Origin of the sequence: Chroococcus sp. FPU101 (genome assembly GCF_017312365.1) — a bacterium.
Lineage (GTDB): Bacteria > Cyanobacteriota > Cyanobacteriia > Cyanobacteriales > Microcystaceae > Chroococcus.
This window is the reverse complement of record NZ_BLJI01000002.1, coordinates 139,740-160,477: the sequence shown is the minus strand read 5'-3', so window position 1 is coordinate 160,477 and position 20,738 is coordinate 139,740. Positions and strand designations below refer to the sequence as shown.

Below are 20,738 nucleotides of genomic sequence, written 5' to 3'. Positions count from 1 at the left end.
GTTATCATAGGGGGAAGTTATAAAAATTAATGTAAATTCATGGCATTATTAGCTATAAGCATTGATCGAATAAAAAAATCTGTTAAAAAAGATTTTCTGTTCGGCAATAAACCTACCCCTGAACTAACGGCAATTCTGGGCGTATATTTTGTTCAAGGAATTTTAGGTTTAGCTCGACTCGCGGTTAGTTTTTTTCTTAAAGATGAGTTAGGCTTAAGTCCAGCCCAAATGGGTGCATTAGTCGGCGTGGCGGCACTTCCTTGGATCGTTAAGCCTGTTTTTGGTTTTTTATCCGATGGATTTCCTATTTTTGGCTATCGCAGACGACCTTATCTGATTCTTTCGGGAATTCTTGGCTCATTCGCTTGGATCGCTCTAGCTACTGTTGTTCAAACGACTTTACAAGCAACGATCGCTATTCTCCTATCTTCCCTCTCCGTCGCCGTTAGTGATGTCATTGTGGATTCGATCGTCGTTGAACGCGCTAGAAAAGAATCACTCGGTCAAGCAGGTTCTTTACAATCCTTAACATGGGGAGTCTCAGCACTTGGCGGATTAATTACAGCTTATCTGAGTGGCTTATTACTCGCACATTTCACCACACGAACCGTTTTTGCGATTACTGCAATCTTTCCTCTGATTGTCTGCGGTTTAGCGTGGTTGATCGTCGAAACTAAAATCTCATCTGATCCAACGATAAAAGGACAAGAAAAAATAAGCATAAAACAGCAAATTCGTCAACTCTGGAAAGCAATTACTCAAAAAACGATTCTCTTGCCTATGATCTTTATTTTTCTGTGGCAAGCAACCCCTAGTGCTGATTCTGCGTTTTTCTTTTTTACGACAAATGACCTTCATTTTGAACCCGAATTTTTAGGACGAGTACGCTTAGTCACTAGCTTTGCGTCATTACTGGGGGTTTGGGTTTACCAACGTTACCTCAAAACCCTTTCCTTTCGCTTAATTTTAGGATGGAGTACTGTCATCTCATCTATTTTAGGCATGACAACCCTTTTACTCGTCACCCATACAAATCGTAGTTTAGGAATTGATGATCATTGGTTTAGTTTAGGCGATAGTCTGATCTTAACCGTCATGGGACAAATCGCCTTTCTACCTGTTTTAGTCCTTTCGGCGCGATTATGTCCACCGGGGATCGAAGCATCTCTATTTGCCCTTTTGATGTCTGTTTGGAACCTTTCGGGTTTATTATCCCAAGAATTAGGCGCGTTACTTACTCATTGGTTAGGAGTCACTGAAAATAACTTTGATCGTCTTTGGTTATTAGTCGTTATTACCAACGTTTCTACATTATTACCTCTTCCTCTGATTAGTTGGCTTCCAGATGGTGATCCGCAAACTATCGAAACTCAACAAAAAGTGTCATCTTTACCCCCAACTGAACTCATCGAACATCATGCGACAGGTTCCATGATTGAAACTCCATACATTCCTGAATTAGTACCGAGATTAATTGGCGAAAAATCCGAACAATCCCGCCAAAGCTAAATTGACTCAGATTCGTTATTTTAATTAAGAGTTGGATTTTTATCCCAAGCAGCATCATGACTTCAAACTTACTTAACACCACCGAAAAATCCTACGATCGCACAGAATGGAGAAACGGTTATCAGTCTCAACCCACAGAATATGATTATTGGGTAGACGATATCGAGGGCGAAATTCCTCAAGACTTACAAGGGACACTGTTTAGAAATGGCCCTGGTTTACTAGAAATACATGGTACACCCATTCGTCATCCATTTGATGGCGATGGTATGATTAGCGCGGTGACCTTTAAAGATGGTAAAGTCCATTTTCGGAACCGTTTTGTACAGACTGAAGCTTATGTACAAGAACAAGCATCAGGTAAAATTCTTTATCGCGGTGTTTTTGGAACCCAAAAGCCAGGGGGTTTTTTCAATAATGCCTTTGATTTTCGCCTGAAAAATATTGCGAATACGAATGTGATCTACTGGGGTGATAAACTATTAGCACTTTGGGAAGCAGCAGAACCCTATCGTTTAGATCCTAAAACGTTAGAAACGATTGGGATAGATTATCTTGATGGACTCTTAAAACCGGGTGATGCTTTTTCGGCTCATCCTTGGATCGATCCGAGTTGTGCAATGGATAACGGTGAACCTTGTTTAGTGAATTTCGCGCTAAAATCAGGGCTTTCTAGTAGTCTGACGATTTTTGAGTTTAACTTACAAGGTAAACTATTACGTCGTCATTCTCATAGTATCCCTGGATTTTCCTTTATTCATGATTTCGCCATTACACCCAATTACTGTATTTTCTTTCAAAATCCAGTCGGATTTAACCCGATTCCCTTTTTATTGGGTTTAAAAGGTGCGGGTGAATGTGTGCAGTATCAAGCAAACCAACCGACGCGAATTATTTTGATTTCTCGTCGTGATAAAGATGTCTTACCGATTATGATTGAAACACCTTCAGGGTTTGTCTTCCATCATGCAAATGCTTTTGAAGAGGGGAATAAAGTTTGTATTGATTCAATTTGTTATGATTCTTTACCCCAAGTTGACCCCGATATCAGTTACAAAGAGGTAGATTTTGATCGCTTAGATCCGGGGAAATTATGGCGATTTAGCGTTAATTTAGACACAAAAACCGTAGAACGGGAGTTGTTAGAGGGGCGTTGTTGCGAGTTTCCAGCAATTCATCCTGATCGAGTCGGCAGAAATTATCGCTATCTTTATATTGGTGCGGCACATAATCCTACAGGAAATGCACCTTTACAAGCGATCTTAAAAATTGATTGGCAAACAGGAGAACGTCAGTTACATTCTTTTGCTAGACAGGGTTATGTCAGTGAACCCGTTTTTATTCCTAAACCTAACTCCACCGCAGAAGATGACGGCTGGATTATGCTGTTAGTATATGATAGTTCTCATCACCGTTCTGATGTAGTTATCCTAGATGGAAAAAATATAGAACAAAAACCGATCGCAACAATCCATCTAAAACATCATATCCCTTACGGTTTACATGGTAGTTGGACATCAGAATGCTTTGTGTAGATAACCGATAGCCAGAGACTTAATTCCCTGGCTATATCGATTAACGGGGCAAAAAATCGGTTAGAATTTCGTCGGGTTCGTCTTCCCATTCGTCATTGTTTTCTTGAGCAATTACAGTGACAGGAACAGACGCATTTGTATTATTTTGTGTTCTATTAATGTATTGACCGATCGCTTCAGTTAATAATTCTGTAAGAGCAATTCCTTTTTTTTGGGCTAAAGCTTCATAGTTAATTAACCAAGCTTGAGGGATCAGAATTTCTATTTTTTCTGATCCTCCTCCGACTATGGTCACAATTTCTAAGCGATCGCCATCCTGTAATTCAGTTGCTTCCCAGTACTGACGATGTAGGATTTCCCCGTTATATTCTACTGCGATTAAACGGGGGTTAAGTCCCAACTGTTCTAATACTTTCGGTAAATGAGTCTGTGATGAACAAGACACAGGTTTGCCATTTACTTGTAAGGTAATTTCAGACATAGAGAAGCTTTTCATTAAGGTTCTGACGACGAAGAAATTGGAATAACTTGACAAAATTATATTTCTATGCTGTGGGTGCGGGTTTAATTCCTCGATTGGTAAGAATTTCTTGAAGTTCGGTTTCTTGATCTTTAGTCAATGAAGTTTGTAACACTTTACCGCCATAGGGTGCCACTTGTTCTAGTACTTTGTCGGGGGTTACTTTTCTGACCAACAGGAAAAGCGCGGAAGTCCCAGGTTGAAGAGTTGCGCCAAGATCTTTCATAAATTGATCATCAACACCAATATCGCTTAAAGCACCGCTAATAGCACCACTAGCGGCACCAACGGCAGCACCCAGTAAAGGATTTAAAAAAAGTGTACCAATTAATAAGCCCCAAAAACTGCCACTAGCGGCTCCTGCTGCTGTCAGATTCACCGCTTGATTTAGCTTTACTTTACCATCTGCATCTTTAGTAACGATAGCCGCGTCTTCAAGTTCGATCAAACGTCCCTTTTGAAGTTTAGCTAAAGTTAAGCGAACTTCTTCAGCTTTATATAGATCATCGTATGCGATCGCGATTAAATCACTCATTGAATTTCCTCCGTATAAATAATCGATGTAAGTTATGCTAATGTTGCGTTTTTGAATTAGCTTCTTTAATAAATGAGATCAAGTCATACTCATTCATTCACCTTTATTAAGTGTATACCAAGTTCTGTTAATTGAATAGCTATTTGTATAATTTTAGACTGTTTTAATCATTGTTTTTTGTTCCGATTCGATTAGTACTAAAATCCTTGTAATGGCTCTGAATTTTAAGTAAAAATTAAAGCTGATTTAACTAATTTATCAGATAGATAAAATTTATTTTGGCTGTAATAATGAAATAAATTGCTGTGTTACAGAAGTGGGATCATCCGCTTGCATAATGGCACGAACTACGGCGACTCTTTGCGTTCCTGCTTCTTGAACATCATTAATATTACTTAAATCGATCCCCCCAATCGCAAACCAAGGAATAGGGGAATGACTAACAGCATAACGCACATATTCTAAACCTGCCGCCGCTTTACCAATTTTAGTCGGAGTTTCATAAACAGGCCCTACTCCAATATAGTCGGCACCTTCTGCGATCGCGAGTTCCATTTCTTGAGGGTTTGTGGTAGAACGTCCGACGATTTTTCCTTGTCCTATAATTTCTCTAGCGATAGCAATGGGTATATCCTGTTGTCCTAAGTGTACACCATCGGCATTGACGGCTTTGGCTAAATCAGCGCGATCGTTCATAATAAATAAAGCACCGTATTGATGACAAAGTTGACAGAGTTTTTCAGCATTAGTCAGTCGGATCAGATCATCAGTGTTTTTATCGCGGTACTGCACTAACTTTAATCCACCTTGTAAGGCTGCTTCTACCGTAGCAAATAAGGTTTCACTCGGAGAGGTTACGAGATAGAGTTGAATATCCTTAAATTGCTGTTCTCGTTGAGGAAGCAAACGACTTTCTAGGATGTAAACCCGATAACGCATCTTTTTAAAAGCGATTCCCATTTCTGAATTGTATAACTTTCCGTATTCTTCAAGGACTCGCAACGCTTCTTGTACACGACAGAGGTTTGCTTGTAAAAGATGTTCAATGCTGCTACGTTGTTCTTCTTGTGGATGGGATAGTGTTGTACCTGTATCGGTTGCGGTATCTCTAGCTTGGCGGATTTCTGTACTATGAAAACTGGCGATTTCTTGACGCATCTGCTTACATTCTGCGACTAATTGACGATCGTCTAAACCAAAACGACACCATTCTTCAATAATACGGAGTCCTTCTCTAGCGCGATCTAAATTGGCATCTAAAATTCTTTTTATAGCAGTTTGTGGTTCTCTCATAAGTTAAAAAATAGGGTTTGGCAACCAAACCCCTACGTGTTTTGATATTTAGAATATCTATAGGGTTACGATATCTTTTAGGCGACGAAAACGATCCGAATAACTTTTCATCACTTGGAGTGCAAACATCGGTGCTTGCTGTACTGCAAAAAGAAAATGCTCTCGATCTAAGCAAGCGAGTTTACAATCAGTTTTAGCGATCACTGTGGTAGCTCTTAACTCATCCTGATGAACTAATGCACCGACACCAAACACATCTCCAGCTTTAATGGTTTCGATCGCATGGTCATTGAGATGTACTTCTAACTCACCCTCAATTACACCATACATAACATGGCCTTTTTGTCCAGTCTTAAATATAACATCGCCAGCTTTAAAGATTTGATCGGGTTGATTTTGAAGAATTTTAATCGTTTCGATCGGCTGCATGATCATTTATAGCTCACCCATTCAGGAAAAATTATTTTTATATCTTAGGGGGACTTAACTCAGATACGATCGTTTCTGTATGGACGATCACATTGACTGTCGAGATTGCATTATTCAAAACGTGAAAATACTCCATTTTATGACAGAGTTCTTTAAGTTCAGCGTGTAATTCTTCGATTCTGGCTTGATCTGTAGTTGATTCTAGTTCATTATGCAGTTTACCATGAGCAATTTTGTAATATGACTGTAGATCTCGAAAATAGTTGTGTAGCTCCGTAATCAGGGAAATAACGGATTGATTTTGATTAAGAATCGTGAATTCGGGTTTTTTGTTTTCCATGCGTGTTGTTGATGCTAAACGATATGTTTTAAGACAAGGTATGTTGATCTTGCCACGTTCTCACTATCCTTGTACAGATCAGCGATGAGTGACCCTCTTTTAAAATATAACGCCTGATTTTACGCTTAGAATCTTGAATGACTATTTATTTTATTTTTTCTTGAATGACATTACAGCCCAGTAAATGTTTTAAGTACCGACATCTTATAACGCATCTAAAGTACGATGAACAACCTAAAGAGATCTATAATAAAAGATTAAGAGAGCCGAACGGGAAAACTCTTTCAGTTAGAATATCAGCAGCAATCTTGATCTAGAAGTATTCTTTATGAATCATAAATATTTTCTAGTCCAGTATTCGGCTGTATCCTGTAATACAAATAGCTATTGAAGTTTATTTAATACTAAATAAAATTTGTTTTAAAAAGATTAGCTCCGTTTTCGAATCAAACATCTTGATAAAAATCTGAGGTAAATAAATGAGTGAAATTCTAGAAAATGCTGTTCATGAATTAAATGATGGAGCAGGTAAAAAAGAGCAAAAAGCTAACAAAAAATCAAAAAAACAGAAGAAAAAACACAAAGACGCTCTCTACGAACCCTCACAACAATTCGATACACTTAATCATGAAGATCAGACCAGTAAACTAAATAATAAATTTTATGAGAAAGAACTGGCGTGTCTTCAGGTAGAACTCGTAAAGATGCAATACTGGATCAAGCACGTAGGATTACGTGTAGTCCTCATATTTGAGGGACGAGATGCAGCAGGAAAAGGAGGAACAATCAAGCGAATCACTGAACCGCTTAACCCCAGAGGATGTCGTGTTGTTGCTTTGGGAACACCTTCGGATTTACAAAAAACTCAATGGTATTTTCAGCGTTATGTAGAACACTTGCCGTCGGCGGGTGAAATTGTTTTATTTGACCGAAGTTGGTACAATCGGGCTGGTGTTGAACACGTGATGGGCTTTTGCACAGACGAACAGTATAAAGAGTTTCTTTTTTCCTGTCCAGAGTTTGAGCGAATGTTAATCCGATCGGGTATTATTCTCCTTAAATATTGGTTTTCAGTTAGTGATCATGAACAAGAAACCAGATTTCAGTCGCGCTTATTAGATCCTGCCCGTCGTTGGAAACTTAGCCCAATGGACTTAGAATCGAGAGAACGCTGGGTAGAATATTCTCAAGCAAAAGATAAAATGTTTGCCCATACTAATATACCCGAAGCCCCTTGGTTTACCGTTGAAGCGGATGATAAAAAACGGGCCAGATTGAATTGTATCAAGCATATTTTGAGCAAAATACCCTACGAAGATTTAACCCCTGATCCTTTAATCTTACCACCGAGAAAACCAGCCACCGATTATATTCGTCCTCCTCGTAATGAACAATTTTTTGTTCCTCATTATTATTAGATTATTTTTCTGTGCAAATTCACCCTGCAAATATTGCCGAACCTTGAGAGAAATCGGATAAAATAATTCTTGCCGTCCATCTACTTTAGATCCTATCAGTGTTCTACGCCATCGATTTCGGAACCAGTAATACCGTTATAACCCGTTGGAATGCTGTCACCGCACAGCCAGAAATCATCAGACTCCCTAGACTTTCTCAACAAGTGGGAGATAACCCGCCATTAATTCCCAGTTTAGTTTATGTGCAAGATGCCAAGCTAGGTCAAGTGATCGCAGGACAACAAGTTTATGATCAAGGATTGAATATTAATTCTGATTCTCGTTTCTTTCGTAGCTTTAAACGGGGAATTGGCGCACAAATTCAAGGATTTTTACCAGAATTAGACGATAAAGTTGTTACTTTTGAACAAGTCGGCGAATGGTTTTTAACCACCCTCATCGAACAACTGAAAGCGGAAACCTCAGAAACCCCTCAATCACTGGTTTTAACGGTTCCTGTCGATAGTTTTGAAACCTATCGCAACTGGTTAAGTCAAGTCTGTCAAAGTTGGAATATAGAACAAATTCGTCTTATTGATGAACCTACCGCAGCAGCATTAGGTTATGGCACATTAGGACAAGAATTACTGTTAGTCGTTGATTTTGGGGGTGGAACCGTTGATTTATCCTTGGTTCAGCTAGAGTTGGGGGAACAGAAAACCACCCAGGGATTTATTCTCAAATGGGGTGACAAAAGCTTAGGTAAAAATTCGGCTCAAAAAACCAAATTAGCCAGAGTTTTAGCCAAAGCGGGAACCAGTTTAGGTGGAACAGATATCGATAATTGGTTAGTAGACTATTTCCATACCTCCCAAGATTTACCCAAATCTTCTTTAACAACTCGTTTAGCAGAACGTCTGAAAATTCAATTATCCAGCCAAACCGCAGCAACAGAGGTCTATTTTAATGATGAGACATTTGATAGTTATGAACTGAGTCTGACACGAGAACAATTTGAAGAGATTCTAAAACAACAGAATTTCTTCATTCAATTAGATGATCTGATGACGCAAGTTCTACAACAAGCAAGACGCAATGGAATAGAAGTCAGTGACATTGATGGAGTTTTGTTAGTTGGGGGAACGGTACAAATTCCCTCGGTACAAAATTGGGTGAAAGAATACTTTGATGAAGCTAAAATTAAATACGATCGTCCTTTTGAAGCCATAGCGGTTGGTGCTTTACAACTCGCTCAAGGGATTGAAGTAAAAGATTTTCTCTATCATAGCTATGGGATTCGCTATTGGAATCGAAAAATCAATCGTCACAGTTGGCATCCCATTATTAAAACGGGGCAACCTTATCCGATGGGAGAAGCTGTAGAATTAGTCTTAGGGGCATCTGTCGAAGCACAACCGAGTATCGAATTAATTATCGGTGAACTGGGTGCCGAAAGTAGTGGAACTGAAGTTTATTTTGATGGCGATCGTTTAATTACTCGTACAATAGGAGGAGGGGAAACAATAGTACAACCCTTGAATGATCGTGAAGGAAGTCGTACTATTGCTAAACTTAATCCTTTGGGATACCCTGGACGCGATCGTGTTAAAGTATCATTCAAAGTCGATCAACTACGTCAATTAAGAATTACCGTCGAAGATTTATTAACTCAAGATGTCTTACTCAATAATCAAATTGTCGCACAGTTGAGTTAGTAAGCAAAAATTCCACCCTGTCTATTAATATTAAGCGTTGTATAGCCTGGTATATCACTACTTGCTTTGGTTACCGTAACTGTAACCATATTTTTCTCATCAACGTCAATGCTATAAATTAGGCTATAAGTGGGTACTTCAGTCGTAGAAACGGAACGATTAATTAAAATGTACGCAGGAATTCTGACCGTTTTTAGGGTAGCTGCTTCTCCAGGGGCAATTTGTACAGGGGACGCATTGACATTCGCACTTAAATCGTAGTCGAGTATGATATCAGTTTCATTAAAAATTTTCACTCCGACAGGACGCTGTACATCAACTCTAGCTATAGGTTGCCAAGGCCCAGGCTGAAACGTTTCGGCGGGTGGGTTTTGTGCTAAGGTAACAGGAGAAATGGCGACCCCTGTAGTCATTAATAAGAAAGACGCGGTTAAAAATTTACTGAAGTTCATCTTTTTAAAATGTGATAGAAATTCTATAAATCAGCTTATACTATCTTTTATTTTTAGGATATTGAAAACCAAATGTATTGTATCGGTTTAATAAGTGGCACGTCTGTTGATGGCATAGATGCAGCCTTAGTCAAAATTACTGGAAACGGATTAAATTTACAAGTTGATTTGTTGCAGGGTGAAACTTATCCCTATTCAAAAGAACTCAGAGACAAGATTTTAGCCGTCTGTGCAGGGCATCCCATTTCAATGATAGAATTTGCAGAATTAGATGATGCGATCGCTACAGAATTCGCCATTGCTGCCCAAAAAATCCAAACAGGATACCCCACAGAAGTCATCGGATCTCACGGTCAAACGGTCTTTCACCGTCCCCCTACTCAGACGATGGGGTACACCCTACAATTAGGACGAGGGGCGTTAATTACCCATTTAACAGGCATCCAGACCGTTAGTAATTTTCGGGTTGCAGATATGGCCGTAGGGGGACATGGTGCGCCTTTAGTCTCTAAAATAGATGTGTGTCTCCTTGCACATCCCACTTTACACCGATGTATTCAAAATATTGGCGGTATCGGGAATGTGACTTATCTACCTCCGCGTAATATTCCTCATTGGGAAACTCTCGCCTATGGATGGGATACAGGGCCAGGAAATGTTTTAATTGATTTAGCCATTCAAAAACTGACGCAAGGAAAACAAACCTATGATGCTGATGGACAATGGGCTAGACTTGGCCAACCCTGTGAAGAATTAGTGCAACAATGGCTAAATGATGAGTATTTTCGGATTTCACCGCCAAAATCAACAGGACGCGAGTTATTTAGTCCATCATACTTAGAATCTTGTTGGAAAACTGCACAACCCTATCATTTAAGTGAGGCTGACTGGTTAGCAACTTTAACTGAATTTACTGTTGCTTCTATTGCTCTGAATTATCGCCAATTTTTACCCCAAATGCCCGATCAAGTCCTATTATGTGGGGGAGGCAGTCGAAATTCTTATCTAAAAGAACGATTACAATACAGATTAGACGAAAAATGTCAAGTCTTAACCACTGATGATGTAGGATTGAATAGTGATTTTAAAGAAGCGATCGCATTTGCCGTATTAGCCTATTGGCGACTCCATGACTTTTCGGGTAATTTACCTCATGTTACTGGAGCAAAAAAAGATATGTTATTAGGTGAAATTCATATTCCGATTTTAAAAAATAGGCATCAGTAATATGTATATTCTCGTTGGTGGAGCAGGTTTAGTCGGGTTAAATTTAGCCCAAAAATTAGTTGATTTGGGGCATACCGTCGCAGTGATTGATATTGATGCGAATGCTTGTCGTTATGCGCGTGAACAAGTTGGAGTAATGGCATTTGAAGGGAGTGCAGTTAGTACAGAAACACTCATCGAAGCAGGGATTAGAAAAGCCGATTCACTCGCGGCTGTGTTACGGAATGATGCGCTAAATTTAGCTTTGGTGACCCTTGCAAAACATTATGGCGTACCTCATATTATCTCTCGAATGCGTCATGGTGATTTTACTCAACCGTTGCGAATTGCTGGAGCTAATCATATTATTAGTACAATTGAATTAGCTGTTTCCACGATGGTAAATGCCATTGAATATCCTCAAGTTGAATCAATGATGCACTTTGAACAGGGACAAATTGAGGTCTTAAAATTACCAATTCCCTACAATTGTAATGTAGCAGGTCGTAGCGTCGCTGATATTGCTCAAGATCCAAAATTTCCTAGTGGTTCTTTAATTATTGGTTATCAAGCGCATCCTCACGAAGATCTAATCATTCCTAATGGCAGTACACTTTTAGAAGAAGGTTCTACAGTTCTTATTGTGACTAAACCCAATTCATTACACCAAGTCGTTGATTTTATGGAAGAATGTCGCTGTTAAATGCTACTTTTTTGAGCAAAAACGAGGAGAAATATAGAATGGGCTTAGTTTTCAGTAAAATACAACTTAAAAATCCAGTTAATCCAAATTTATCACCGATTGAGGTAGAGGCTCTTGCTGATACGGGTGCTGTACATCTGTGTATACCTGAACATATCCAAATTCAGCTTCAATTAACCGAAATTGACCGCAAAGAAGTAACATTAGCTGATGGATCTCGTAAATTAATTCCCTATGTTGGCCCGATAGAAATTCGTTTTAAAAATAGAATTGGTTTTGCTGGTGCTTTGGTTATGGGTGAACAAGTTTTACTCGGTGCTATTCCAATGGAAGATATGGATTTAGTCGTTATTCCCAGTCTCAGGATATTAGACGTTAATCCGAGTAGTCCAAATATCGCAACTTCGATTATTAAATCATTTCTCTAATCATCTTCTAAACTGAGTAACTGTTCATCAATTTTTTTCATCCGTTCTTTTGCGACTTCCTCAGATAAAATACGTTTACGAAGTGCTTCAGTGAGTGAACCTTTTTCTGCTAACAGTAAACGACGACGTAGACTATCAAATTTTGAGAGATCTCCACTTTTAGGATCAAATTCATCGGGACGACGATTATAATATTCTCTAAGCGATTTTTCAGCACTCGCAATTTTGACCTGATAGGACGCTCGCATTTCCTCATAAATTCCTCTAGAGAGAATACCTGTTTTTAATAAGTTATCTAATTCTTCCTGTGCTGCTTTAGAAGTCATTAACTGTGCTTGCCATTCTTCGACTTGTTGACGAGTATCAGAAAGACGGGACAAATTTAACTTTTTGACTAACCAGGGTAAGCTCGTTCCTTGTCCAACAAGAGACAGTAAAACAGCACCAAAAACTAACGAAATTAACTGCGATCGCTCTCCAATAGTTACAGGTAAACTAAGAGCAAGAGCCATTGAAAGTGATCCTTTAATATTACCCAAAAATAAAACGTGTTGCCAACGTAAAGGAATTGGACGATCAAAACGACGAACCAGTGCTAGAACGGAATAAACTGAGATGAGACGACCGATTTGATAGGCAATAATAGCCAGTAATACAGCAGGTAAAGTTTGCCAGAGTGTGCCTAATTTGACTTCAATTCCAATCAACAAGAAAATAAAACTATTGACCCCAAAACTAGCCGACTCCCAAAAACTTAATAAGGTTAAACGGGTTGAGGCTGAAATTTGTCCCGATAAACCAATATTTCCGAGAATTAATCCTGCAACGACGACCGCAACCACGCCCGAAACGTGTAGAATATGACCAATTTGAAACGCACCTAAAGCGATCGCTATTGTTAATAGAATACTACTTAAAGGCTCATCAGAACGCACAAATAAACCTGTACTTAAATAGCCTAAAGCTATCCCGACTAAAGTTCCCCCAATAATCACTAATAATAATTCTTGTACACCTTCGACGAGGGTAATTGAACCTGCTTCGTGTATTTTTAAAATCAAGCTAAATAAAACCAGTGCAACTCCATCATTAAATAGGCTCTCTCCCTCTACAATGGTCGTTAGACGCGAAGGAACCGAAATTTCTTTAAAAACAGCAATCACTGAAACCGTGTCCGTAATGGCTAAAATTACCCCTGCTAACAGCGCGGCAATCCAATCTAAACCTAAACCCCATTTTAAGATCATGGCTGTAATTCCAGAAGCAAGAATCACCCCAGGGCCTGCTAATAATGCGATCGGTTTGACGGTACTCCGTAAACGACTGACATCTGTATTAATCGATGCTTCAAAAACTAAAATTGGTAAAAATACATTAAAAATTAGGGAATCATTTAAACCCAGTTTTTGAGGTAATAATTCAGCGATCGCCAAACCTGCTAAAACTAAACCTGCAACATAGGGAATGCGGAGACGTTGCGACACCAACGCTACACCCGTCGCAACCAAGAGAAGAATAATTAAACTGGTGACTAATTCAGAATTCATTCTGCTAGACGTTGTTCAAGTCGGTTGAGAAGCTCGATCATCCTTGCTTGTCTTTCGTCAATCTGTTCTAAATGTTGATAATAATCTGATTGAATCTCCCAAAATGTCGCTTGAGCAGCAGCTAACCGTGTCATTGCTTCATATAATCGATTTCGTGCGATTCTCCCTTCATTCGTCAGTGCTTCAATTGAGCGAGCATTAGAATCCGTTCTCAGTCTAGTTTCTGCCAATCCTTCTAAGATTTTCTCCGCTAAGGTTTCGAGTCGATCTAATCTACTGTTTTCACCGTTGTTCATCATCACCTCAAAAATTTTAGATTGTTCTCACTGTACTCTACTTTAAATTTATTTTTGTGGCAAAATCAAGTTATTAATTTAGAAATCAAGCTATTTTTTCTCATGAAGATATCTTTTTTACTGTTGGTCATGGTTTTTGTTTTATTGACTTCATGTGAAAATGAGAGTGTTAGACAACAAGCAAAAATTGGAACTCTAGCACAATCGAGTAATACTACAACTACTTCCTCTAATCGTGTTACTCAAGCTGTTGAAAAAATAGCAACAGGAGAAACGATTTATGTACCGATTTATCCGAAGATTTATCATTTAGAAAATCAAACTTTAGATCTAACAGCCGCTTTAAGTATTCGTAATACAGATTTAGAAAATCCAATTATTCTTACTTCAGTTCGTTACTATGATAGTAATGGGAAATTAGTCAAACAATATATAGACTGTGCTAAAAAACTAGATCCTTTAGCATCAATCGACTTTTTAGCTGTCAACACTCGACAAGCTAAAGGTATTGGAACAAGCTTTATTATCGAATGGGTCGCGGAAAAAAATGTTAATCCTCCAATTCTTGAAGGTGTTATGCTGAGTACCGTTTCTACTCAAGGAATTTCATTTACCAGTGTAGGTCGAGTCATTCAAAACTCAAACCCTGTGTCTGTTAAACTGTGTCAATAATATGAATCAATCAGATGAACTTTTAGATCCTCCTATCACCGTTTCTATTACTAGACGGGTTAAACCAGGTTGTGAGCAAGCATTTGAGGAATATGTTTCTGGAATTACAGCAGCAGCTATGACGTTTGAGGGACACTTAGGTGCTACGATTATTCGCCCTCTTAATCCTGCTATTCCAGAATACCGCGTTATTTTTAAGTTTAATCGTCGTAGTAATCTAAAAAAATGGGAAAACTCAGAATGTCGTCGTCAATGGATCGCAAGAGAAAAAGTGTTAATTGTTGGTTTTCCTGTGGTTGAAGTTCTCACGGGTTTAGAAACATGGTTTACTCTTCCTGCTTCTGATGCGATTATTCCTCCTCCACGTTATAAGATGGCAGCAATTACCTTTATTGCACTTTTCCCTTTAATTAAAATCGTCAATTATTATTTTAAACCTTGGCTTTTCTTTCTACCGACTCTACTACAAGACCTTCTAGCTACAGGATTAACAGTTTTACTCATGACTTATGTCGTGATGCCTAGAATGACACGAATTTTTGCTTTTTGGTTATATCCTTATAGTCGTAAAAAACGTCTTTAAGTTTTTAGACAAATTAATCTGTGACTAAATCCTCTAAACGAAATCGCGCAATTTGACAAATTTCACTTAAAGCTTGTTGTTTTTCTTCTTCTAATGAGTGATTAGAACGGACTTCAAAAGCATCTAAAATACTTTCTTGAGTGTGATTTCTGACAGCAATAATAAAAGGAAAGCCAAAGCGATCGCGATATACTTGATTTAATCTTAAAAAGCGATCAAACTCTTCAGGAGATAAACGATCTAACCCTACTCCAGATTGTTCTTTAACAGATGCGTCGGCCATTTTCGCCCTAGTTCCTAAGTCGGGGTGAGCAAAAATTAAGGCTAATGTTTCTTCCGAACTCATCTCATTAACAACTTTTACCATTGTTTGATACAGTTCACTGACATCAGCAAAAGGTCGCTTTGACGCTGCTTGTTCGGCAATCCTGGGTGTATGCTCAAATATAGGGCCAACCACAGTGACAAATTCATCTTGACTCATTTGATTGAGTTGAGTTAAAGAATAGCTCATTTGACCATCAACTCCCGCGATAGGTGCTATAAGACCAAGGCGATACTAATAAAGGAACATGATAATGTACATTGGGGTCGGCGATCCCAAACTGTACAGGGATTTTATCTAAAAATGGCGGATCTGCTAATTTTACGCCAGAATTTTTAAAATAATCCCCTACCATAAACACTAACCCGTAAACCCCTGCTTTCAGTGTGCCATCAGATAATAAAGGCTCATTTGTTCTACCATCAGCATTGGTCATAACGGTTTTGACTAAAGATTTTTGGTTGGTTTCTAAATTCACTGACCAAAGTTCAATTGTCACACCTGCTGCAGGACAACCATGAGCCGTATCTAAAATATGAGTGGTTAATTTCCCTGGCATTTTTAATTAATTCCTAATACTACTCTTCTGAAGTCGTATTTACCTTTTTATCATCATTGAGGTTACGAGGGAGCAATAAATTCAGAAGAATTGCAGTTAGACCACCTGTCGAAATACCAGAAGAAAAAACGCTTTGGAATAAAGGATGTTTATCGGTGAAAATATCGCCATTGTAAACCACACCTAAACCTAGAGCGAGAGACGTTGCAAGGATAATCAATTCACGACGACCTAACTCAACAGATGAGACAATATTCATACCTGCAACAGCAATCATCCCAAACATAATAATTGTCGCACCACCGAGAACAGCTTGCGGTAGGGCTTGAAAAACACCACCAACAACGGGAATTAACCCCAAAATGGTGAAAATTCCAGCGACATAAAAACCAACATAACGGCTACCGACTCCAGTCATTTGTATTACTCCGTTATTTTGGCTAAAGGTGGTATTGGGGAAGGTATTAAAAACGGCTGCCAGTGCCGAGTTAACACCATCTCCTAAAACACCCCCTTTGATCCGACGCATATAAGTTCCCCCTTTGACAGGTTCCCCAGAAACGGCAGAAGTTGCAGTTAAATCACCGATCGTTTCAATCGCCGTAATTACATAGAGGATAATAAAAGGTGCAAAGGCAGGAAAATTAAAATCGAAGCCAAAACGGAAGGGTATGGGCATACTGAACAAAGGTAGTTCACTCAACACGCCAAAATTAACGATGCCTAAAAAGATAGAAACAATATAACCGACACCTAAACCAATAGCGATCGCTCCCATTCGCAAAAAGCGATTTTTACTCATGTTCATGATGATGATCACAGCCATCACCAGAAGCCCTAAGCCCAAGTTTTGCCAGCTTCCATAGGTATTATTGGCTTTAGCGACGGCTCCCCCTGCAATACTAAAGAGTCCCGTTTTAATTAAGCTCAAACCAATGATCATAACCACTGTACCCGTGACAACAGGGGTAAAGATTTTTTGGGCTAAATGGAGAAAACGGCTCAGAATAATTTCAATAAAAGCACCAACAAAACAAACCCCAAAAATTAGAGCTAGAGCCTGTTCTGGGGTTCTACCTGCTTGAACTGCCCCAACACCTACACCAATGACGGGCGCAAGGAAAGCAAAACTGGTTCCCTGTAGGCTGAGTAACCCAGATCCGATCGGGCCAATTTTTTTACACTGAATAAAAGTAGAAATACCAGAGGCAAACAGCGACATACTGATGATATAACTGGTGTTTGCTGCATCGAGTTTTAGGGCATTACAAATCAACAATGGTGGTGTAATAATCCCGACAAAGGAGGCGAGTACGTGCTGAAGTGCCACAAAAAAGGCTTCTACGGCTGGAGGTTTATCATATAAACCATAGATGAGTTCGGCGGCTACCTTGGGTGGTTCGTAGATGTCTTCTATAACTTCTTCTACGGGTAGATTAGGGCTAGATTGTGTCATTGTTTACTTTTAATCTTTAAGAAACAATGAGATTGTATACAAATAAACCTAAAATAAATTGTATTCAATAATACGCAAATTTACTGAAAAAATAACTTTGAGTTGATTAAAAGAATTTAATTTATTATTTATTCAATTTCCTGTAATAATCTGTAACACTCGTGACCAGTCGTCGAGTTCACCGACAATACGTTTAACAGGTTTTGGCCAGACTCTAACTAAGGTTGGTATTGCCGTCACATGATTCAATTCAGCTTCTTCGGGATGTTGCGAAATATCGATCACTTTTAGCGTATAAGGATAGCGTAAACCCTGTTCTAAAAGTTGATGGATGCTTTCTAGTGCGTGTTTAGTGACTCGATTATTGCCTGAAACAAATAAGCGTAAAATATAGCCTTGAGAACGATCGCTCTTTGAAACCAAATCATCTAAATCTACTTCGACTGAAGGCTCTACACTAGACCCGATCCGATCTTGACCACTCATTCTGACTATTAAATCATGGGATTCCCACAGTTGAGGAAATGAAGCACGATAAGTTTCTAACAACATGAAATTAGAAGATTCTTCTTGCCAAGGGGCGACTTGCCATTCTTGATCAGTCTCAAAAACAGCATTGAGTAAATCTTGATAGCGTTGGACGGCAGGGTATATTTCAGCACTGATTTGTATCTTTTGAGTGTAGGGATCACGCCATCGATCTAGGGTTGCGGTATAACCGGGGATCAGAAAATGGGGTGGTTCAGACAAACTCAATAAATCTTGTAGGGCGACACAAAGACTTAAATGCCACTGACTTTGTTTACTTGGATCAATGCAGTAAATTAAATCGCCTCCTGGGGTAAATAGGGCGATTCCTTTAAATAATTCTGGTTTGGTAACGGCGTTGGATTTCAAAGCGATTGAAACGATAGCGGGGGTAGATCAGGGGAGTCATGCAAGCATTCACCGTTTCTACCCTGAATTTTTCTGTATTTATTTTAGATTTTACCTCGTAGCATCATGGCTAATTCGTTGGGAATCGGTGACATCTCCATCGCGGTTTCTTCAGTAATGCGACCTTCTTGATAAAGATTAAAGAGTGATTGATTGGTTGTAATCATTCCATCATATTCACCATCTCTCATCAGTTCTAGAATTTCATCATTTTTTCCCTGACGAATATAGTCTTTGACGGTTTCAGTATTGACCATGATGTCATGATATGCTGCCCGTTTACCGTCTGTGGTACGGCAAAGTCCTTGAGCAATAATCGCAACTAATGATTCTGCGATCGCTACCCGCATGGCCTCCCGTTCGTCTGCGGTATACAGGGTTAAAATCCGTTCTAAGGTTTTGACTGCGCTATTAGTGTGTAAAGTCCCGAAGACTAAGTGACCTGTTTGGGCGGCTTTGAGGGCAGTATTCATGGTTTCTTTGTCCCGCATTTCCCCAACTAGAATGATATCTGGGTCTTCACGTAAAGCGGCTTTGAGGGCATTATCAAACTTATGGGTATGTATGCCGACTTCCCGTTGTTTAATAAGCGATCGACGGCTTTGATGAACAAATTCTACAGGATCTTCGATGGTGATGATATGTTTGGCGTGTTCTTTATTAATGTAGTCTACCATCGCCGCGAGTGTGGTTGATTTACCTGAACCTGTTGGCCCAGTAATCAAAATTAAGCCTTTGTGAACGTCCGAGACATCTTGAAAGACCATCGGTAAGCGGAGTTGTTCTAGGGTCAAAATCTTCAAAGGAATGAGACGTAAGACCATTCCAGCCCCTCTGAGACTATCAAAAATGTTGATCCGCACCCTCGCGTATTCATATTGGGTAGCACCGTCAAATTCTAATTCTTTTTTAAAGCGCAGAATTTCTTCTTCGGATAGAATTTCTCTAATCCAACTCATAAAAGTGTCTGAATCTACTTCTGGATAGTCGAGGATGATGATTTCACCGCGATCGCGCATTCGAGGTTTTTCACCGACTCCTAAATGCAAGTCAGAATACCCTTCATCAAAGGCCATTCGTACTAATTTTTCTAGGCTGGGGTGATGTGGAGAACGTCCCCGTCTGGGTGGTTGTTGTGGGGCGGGTGGGGGTGGCGGGGGTGCAGGAGGACGGAAAACGGTTCCAGTTGGGGCAGTACGTGGGGGAAATTGACTGGGGTTTGCAATTTGGGTTAGATCAGACGGTGGACTGGTCTGAAGATTAGTTGCTGTGGGTGGAGAAGTATTAGGAATGGGTGGCGGTGGCGGTGGAATGGGTGGACGGGATGATTGAGTCATAGAAAATTCAAAGGATAAATAATGATTTTTCTGAATAGTTTCAATGAACTATAAATCCTGTTCAAATTTCTTTACAGCAATGCTTAATTGAAGTAACCCAAATTGAGCAGTGATCTCTATCAATTAGTTTGCCCAAATTCACTCAATGATTACTCCGTTGAACTACTGAACTTACTTATCAATGGATTTAAGTATTTATACTTTTTTAGTTCTATGAGAAACATTTTTGCTAATGATTAAATTTTGTAAAGCCTACTCGAATCAGTGCTTTTTGTAAAGCCGAGAGACTACTAAGTATTTAAACTTATGTCTTGGGATCAAGGAATAAAGTACTGTTTTTACCTCTTTGGGGATAGAAAATGATTTTAAGAAATTAACTTAGATGAGCGAAGAATGTAACGAAGTACAAAGCTTATCATAGTTTTTTTTGCTTGTCTGTAAAGTAATCTTACAAACTGCTCATCTAGTTCAGAAATTTTTCTATACTGGTTTTCACAAATTGAAAAAATCAGAACGAAAATCCGTACTTCCAACCGTATTATTAACAGAGGGATAAAGCTATGCAGTTAACCGAAAAAAATACTTGGCATCAAGTCGAAACTCTGGTTGTTTTAAAAAGTTTTCTAATTTGGTCTTTTACATTAACAGTTTGTTTACTGGTGATCGGATTTCCACTCATTGTTTTAATGATGACAGTAGGAGCATTATTAGCTGTAATTTTACATTCAGTTTTACCCGTTAGTTCAGTGCTATTAGTTGCGGGTAGCATGATTAGTTTAAATTTATTAGCCGTTTTCATCGGTGCAGGTTTGTTAACAGCAAAAGGTATTCATCCTCAAGAAGTTAGTTGGCTCAGATGGCTGCATGGTGAAGATAAGCCCGCAAATATTTCTGTTTATGCGTCTTGTCCCCTAACTTGTGAGTTATCTCGTTCCTAAAATGAGCAATTTTTATCATTATTTCTC

The 20,738-nt window shown here is 39.1% G+C and carries 22 protein-coding genes and 1 pseudogene; 10 read left to right on the top strand and 13 right to left on the bottom strand.

All coding sequences use genetic code 11. From position 1 onward, the window contains the following. Positions 1–39 precede the first annotated feature (39 nt). Positions 40–1,509: a folate/biopterin family MFS transporter gene (locus CFPU101_RS03340; protein ID WP_206813921.1), complete on the top strand. Its 1,470-nt coding sequence runs from the start codon at positions 40–42 to the stop codon at positions 1,507–1,509. Positions 1,510–1,565: 56 nt separating this feature from the next. Next, entirely contained in the window at positions 1,566–3,044 is a 1,479-nt protein-coding gene (locus CFPU101_RS03335; protein WP_206813920.1) for a carotenoid oxygenase family protein, read from the top strand. A 274-nt stretch (positions 3,045–3,318) separates the two neighbouring features. Here CFPU101_RS03335 and thiS read toward each other — a convergent pair. From thiS to CFPU101_RS03310, 5 genes and pseudogenes are all read right to left on the bottom strand, one after another. Further along, positions 3,319–3,525, bottom strand: a pseudogene (gene thiS, locus CFPU101_RS03330) (sulfur carrier protein ThiS); the annotation flags it as partial. Between the two features lie 64 nt (positions 3,526–3,589). Next, on the bottom strand, positions 3,590–4,099 hold the full coding sequence (locus tag CFPU101_RS03325) for a DUF1269 domain-containing protein (RefSeq protein ID WP_206813919.1): 510 nt from the start codon (positions 4,097–4,099) through the stop codon (positions 3,590–3,592). Between the two features lie 273 nt (positions 4,100–4,372). Further along, complete coding sequence (locus tag CFPU101_RS03320; RefSeq protein WP_206813918.1) at positions 4,373–5,392, bottom strand: thiamine phosphate synthase; 1,020 nt, start codon at positions 5,390–5,392, stop codon at positions 4,373–4,375. Between the two features lie 57 nt (positions 5,393–5,449). Next, the gene (locus tag CFPU101_RS03315; RefSeq protein ID WP_206814123.1) at positions 5,450–5,824 is read right to left on the bottom strand and encodes a cyclic nucleotide-binding domain-containing protein; all 375 of its coding nucleotides are present in this window, start codon (positions 5,822–5,824) and stop codon (positions 5,450–5,452) included. 34 nt (positions 5,825–5,858) lie between these two features. Continuing rightward, entirely contained in the window at positions 5,859–6,161 is a 303-nt protein-coding gene (locus CFPU101_RS03310; RefSeq protein ID WP_206813917.1) for a hypothetical protein, read from the bottom strand. A gap of 479 nt (positions 6,162–6,640) precedes the next feature. Here CFPU101_RS03310 and ppk2 point away from each other — a divergent pair, with 479 nt between their 5' ends. Together ppk2 and CFPU101_RS03300 are read left to right on the top strand one after the other, a co-directional pair. Beyond that, positions 6,641–7,579: a polyphosphate kinase 2 gene (gene ppk2 / locus CFPU101_RS03305; RefSeq protein WP_206813916.1), complete on the top strand. Its 939-nt coding sequence runs from the start codon at positions 6,641–6,643 to the stop codon at positions 7,577–7,579. Positions 7,580–7,677: 98 nt separating this feature from the next. Next, positions 7,678–9,273: an Hsp70 family protein gene (locus CFPU101_RS03300; RefSeq protein ID WP_206813915.1), complete on the top strand. Its 1,596-nt coding sequence runs from the start codon at positions 7,678–7,680 to the stop codon at positions 9,271–9,273. Here CFPU101_RS03300 and CFPU101_RS03295 read toward each other — a convergent pair. Then, positions 9,270–9,725, bottom strand: a complete 456-nt coding sequence (locus CFPU101_RS03295) for a hypothetical protein (RefSeq protein ID WP_206813914.1) — start codon at positions 9,723–9,725, stop codon at positions 9,270–9,272. The two genes, CFPU101_RS03300 and CFPU101_RS03295, sit on opposite strands and share 4 nt — an antisense overlap. 72 nt (positions 9,726–9,797) lie before the next feature. On the opposite strand from CFPU101_RS03295, the gene CFPU101_RS03290 reads away from it, so the two are divergent. Genes CFPU101_RS03290 through CFPU101_RS03280 form a run of 3 tightly spaced genes read left to right on the top strand, consistent with a single transcriptional unit; the run spans position 9,798 to position 12,062 of the window. Beyond that, positions 9,798–10,952 carry an anhydro-N-acetylmuramic acid kinase gene (locus CFPU101_RS03290; protein ID WP_206813913.1) on the top strand — a complete coding sequence of 385 codons (1,155 nt, stop codon included), beginning with the start codon at positions 9,798–9,800 and terminating at the stop codon, positions 10,950–10,952. 1 nt (position 10,953) lies between these two features. Continuing rightward, complete coding sequence (locus tag CFPU101_RS03285) at positions 10,954–11,634, top strand: TrkA family potassium uptake protein (RefSeq protein ID WP_206813912.1); 681 nt, start codon at positions 10,954–10,956, stop codon at positions 11,632–11,634. Positions 11,635–11,672: 38 nt separating this feature from the next. After that, on the top strand, positions 11,673–12,062 hold the full coding sequence (locus CFPU101_RS03280) for a clan AA aspartic protease (protein WP_206813911.1): 390 nt from the start codon (positions 11,673–11,675) through the stop codon (positions 12,060–12,062). Here CFPU101_RS03280 and CFPU101_RS03275 read toward each other — a convergent pair. Both CFPU101_RS03275 and CFPU101_RS03270 read right to left on the bottom strand, forming a co-directional pair. Then, positions 12,059–13,609 carry a sodium:proton antiporter gene (locus tag CFPU101_RS03275; protein ID WP_206813910.1) on the bottom strand — a complete coding sequence of 517 codons (1,551 nt, stop codon included), beginning with the start codon at positions 13,607–13,609 and terminating at the stop codon, positions 12,059–12,061. The genes CFPU101_RS03280 and CFPU101_RS03275 overlap by 4 nt on opposite strands. Beyond that, the gene (locus CFPU101_RS03270) at positions 13,606–13,908 is read right to left on the bottom strand and encodes a hypothetical protein (RefSeq protein WP_242577742.1); all 303 of its coding nucleotides are present in this window, start codon (positions 13,906–13,908) and stop codon (positions 13,606–13,608) included. Before CFPU101_RS03270 ends, CFPU101_RS03275 begins: the two co-directional genes overlap by 4 nt. 99 nt (positions 13,909–14,007) lie before the next feature. On the opposite strand from CFPU101_RS03270, the gene CFPU101_RS03265 reads away from it, so the two are divergent. Together CFPU101_RS03265 and CFPU101_RS03260 are read left to right on the top strand one after the other, a co-directional pair. Continuing rightward, the gene (locus CFPU101_RS03265) at positions 14,008–14,577 is read left to right on the top strand and encodes a DUF3124 domain-containing protein (protein ID WP_206813909.1); all 570 of its coding nucleotides are present in this window, start codon (positions 14,008–14,010) and stop codon (positions 14,575–14,577) included. A 1-nt stretch (position 14,578) separates the two neighbouring features. Beyond that, the gene (locus tag CFPU101_RS03260) at positions 14,579–15,160 is read left to right on the top strand and encodes an antibiotic biosynthesis monooxygenase (protein ID WP_206813908.1); all 582 of its coding nucleotides are present in this window, start codon (positions 14,579–14,581) and stop codon (positions 15,158–15,160) included. Positions 15,161–15,173: 13 nt separating this feature from the next. Here the strand turns inward: CFPU101_RS03260 and uraD are convergent, their stop codons facing one another. From uraD to CFPU101_RS03235, 5 genes are all read right to left on the bottom strand, one after another. Beyond that, positions 15,174–15,674, bottom strand: coding sequence for a 2-oxo-4-hydroxy-4-carboxy-5-ureidoimidazoline decarboxylase (uraD, locus tag CFPU101_RS03255; RefSeq protein ID WP_206813907.1), 501 nt, complete (start codon positions 15,672–15,674; stop codon positions 15,174–15,176). A 7-nt stretch (positions 15,675–15,681) separates the two neighbouring features. Next, positions 15,682–16,044, bottom strand: a complete 363-nt coding sequence (gene uraH, locus CFPU101_RS03250; RefSeq protein WP_206813906.1) for a hydroxyisourate hydrolase — start codon at positions 16,042–16,044, stop codon at positions 15,682–15,684. 19 nt (positions 16,045–16,063) lie between these two features. Next, entirely contained in the window at positions 16,064–17,500 is a 1,437-nt protein-coding gene (locus CFPU101_RS03245) for a uracil-xanthine permease family protein (protein WP_206813905.1), read from the bottom strand. 132 nt (positions 17,501–17,632) lie between these two features. Continuing rightward, positions 17,633–18,397, bottom strand: a complete 765-nt coding sequence (locus CFPU101_RS03240; protein WP_206813904.1) for a circadian clock KaiB family protein — start codon at positions 18,395–18,397, stop codon at positions 17,633–17,635. A gap of 83 nt (positions 18,398–18,480) precedes the next feature. Next, positions 18,481–19,773, bottom strand: a complete 1,293-nt coding sequence (locus tag CFPU101_RS03235; RefSeq protein ID WP_206813903.1) for a type IV pilus twitching motility protein PilT — start codon at positions 19,771–19,773, stop codon at positions 18,481–18,483. Between the two features lie 560 nt (positions 19,774–20,333). On the opposite strand from CFPU101_RS03235, the gene CFPU101_RS03230 reads away from it, so the two are divergent. Further along, positions 20,334–20,711, top strand: a complete 378-nt coding sequence (locus tag CFPU101_RS03230; RefSeq protein WP_206813902.1) for a hypothetical protein — start codon at positions 20,334–20,336, stop codon at positions 20,709–20,711. Positions 20,712–20,738: the final 27 nt, after the last annotated feature.